Below are 2,113 nucleotides of genomic sequence, written 5' to 3' on the forward strand. Positions count from 1 at the left end.
GCTGCTGCCGGCGCGCAAAGGCGAGCATGCGCTGCGTCAGGGTCACGCCACGTCGCACACCGGTCAATGCGTTGCCCACGAGGCGATTGAGCCGCTCGGGCAGTTCGGCGTGGTCACGCATCAATTCCAGATTGCCCTGCACCGCCATCAGCAGGTTGTTGAAATCGTGCGCGACACCCCCTGTGAGCTGGCCGACTGCCTCGAGCTTCTGCGACTGGAACAACGCTTCGCGGGCTTCTTCCAGTGCAAGGGCGGCCGCACGCCGTTCGGTAACGTCGCGCGTGACCTTCGCAAATCCGATCAGCTCGCCGGCGTCGTCCGTAATACGGTCGATGACCACGTGCGCCCAGAAGCGGCTGCCGTCCTTGCGCTGTCGCCAGCCCTCGGTTTCGATGCGCCCCTCGCGTACCACGGCGGCCAGGTTCGTCATCGGTTCACCGCGGGCAACATCTTCGCGGGTGAAGAAGGCCGAATAGTGACGTCCTATGACCTCGTCGGGCGTGTATCCCTTGATGCGCTCGGCGCCGGAATTCCAGCTCGTCACGTGTCCGCCCGGATCCAGCATGTAGATGGCGTAGTCGGCCACGCCCTGAACCAGCATACGAAACTGCTCCTGGCTCCTCCGCAGTTCTTCCTCGACGCGCTTGCGTTCCGTGCGGTCGCGCATCACCACGCCGAAGCCGAGCGGCCGGTCGTCATCGCGCACCGGGTCAACCAGGATCTGCGCCCAGAACCGCGAGCCGTCCTTGCGAACCAGCCAACCGTCGAGTTCGCTACGTCCTTCGCTGAGTGCCACCTTCAGCAAGGTGTCGGCCACCCCCGCCGCGCTGTCGTCGCCGGAGAAGAGCAAGGAGAACGGTGCGCCGACCATGTCATCGGCGGTGTATCCGGTCGCATGGAAGGCGCCAGCATTCCACGTGGCCACGGTGCCGCCGGGCTGAAGCCAGAAGATCGCGTAGTCAGAGATGCCTTCGACCAGACGGCGGTAAGCGGAATCGTCCATGGTCACGGAAGAGGTGGGGGTATGCATGGTGCGAAGGTACTGCCTCTCGTCTGGCGYCCCGTGAAGGCGCCTTCACATGATGGGTGATCGCCGGTCAGTCTTCCTCGGCATCGACCGGAGCGACATCCATACCGTCGTACGCACCCAGTGCGTGTTCGGCGGCAAACCGGTACAAGGCGTCGTTGCGCTGGTCGAGGCTGTCCGGCGTGTGCACTTCGATTTTCTCGACGTGGAGCATCCACAGGTCCGCAGCGGCTGGCTCGTCCTTGTCGGCCAGGAAGACGTCGACGAAGCGGTAGCCATCCTGTTCGAGGGCGGGCACGACGGCACGAAGTTTTTCAGCCGAGGCGTCGGTGAAGAAGAAACCCCAGATCAGCGGTGCGGACAGGTCCCAGTCGGTGTTGTCGGCGATCTGTTCGAACATCAACTCAAGCTGTTTTTTCTCGATCACGGCGGCGTTTCCTGTAAGAAGCGACGCAGGATACTGCGAAGACGACTTTTTGTATCCGGCTGTACCTGTCGAAGTGTTGGATGCAATCACCCGGCGCGTGGCGACGTTATCGTAAGTTTTTCCAGTGTTTTCAGGAGGGCCAGCGATGTCGGATGAACTCGATCGGAAACGGCGGCATTTTGTCGGTGCCACGGCCCTGGGCATGGCGTTCGCCCCGTTCGGGATGAATGCCATCGCCAGCTCGAAAGCCGGCACGGTTCCAGCGCCGGCCACCGGAACGACACCCCCCGCCGGAGCGACATCGTTCCACAGCCTCAAGCAGGTCAAGGCCGGCGTCCTCGATATCGGTTACGCCGAAGACGGCCCGGCCAGGGGGCCGGTGGTCATTCTCGTCCATGGCTGGCCCTACGACATCTATAGCTTCGTGGATGTCGCCCCGATCCTCGCGGCAGCGGGATACCGGGTGATCGTTCCCTTCCTCCGTGGTTATGGCAGCACGACGTTCCTTTCGGCAGATACCCCGCGCAACGGCCAGCAGGCTGCGATCGCCGCCGACATCCTTGCCTTGATGGATGCCCTCAAGATCAAGAAAGCCACCCTCGGCGGCTTCGACTGGGGCGCCCGCACGGTCAATATCATGGCCGCGCTCTGGCCCGAGC

The 2,113-nt window shown here is 63.4% G+C and carries 3 protein-coding genes; 1 reads left to right on the forward strand and 2 read right to left on the reverse strand.

What is annotated here, in order from left to right:
* Positions 1–1,030: PAS domain-containing protein (locus tag AC1DSN_RS21740; protein WP_477332843.1), on the reverse strand; the 1,030-nt coding region annotated here is incomplete at its 3' end.
* 67 nt (positions 1,031–1,097) lie between these two features.
* Complete coding sequence (locus tag AC1DSN_RS21745; protein WP_477294202.1) at positions 1,098–1,454, reverse strand: ribonuclease E inhibitor RraB; 357 nt, start codon at positions 1,452–1,454, stop codon at positions 1,098–1,100.
* A gap of 145 nt (positions 1,455–1,599) precedes the next feature.
* Between AC1DSN_RS21745 and AC1DSN_RS21750 the strand changes: the two genes are divergently transcribed.
* A partial coding sequence (locus AC1DSN_RS21750) for an alpha/beta fold hydrolase (protein WP_477332845.1) occupies positions 1,600–2,113 on the forward strand: 514 nt, incomplete at its 3' end.

The organism is Luteibacter sp. P4_D7_3, from assembly GCF_056401735.1.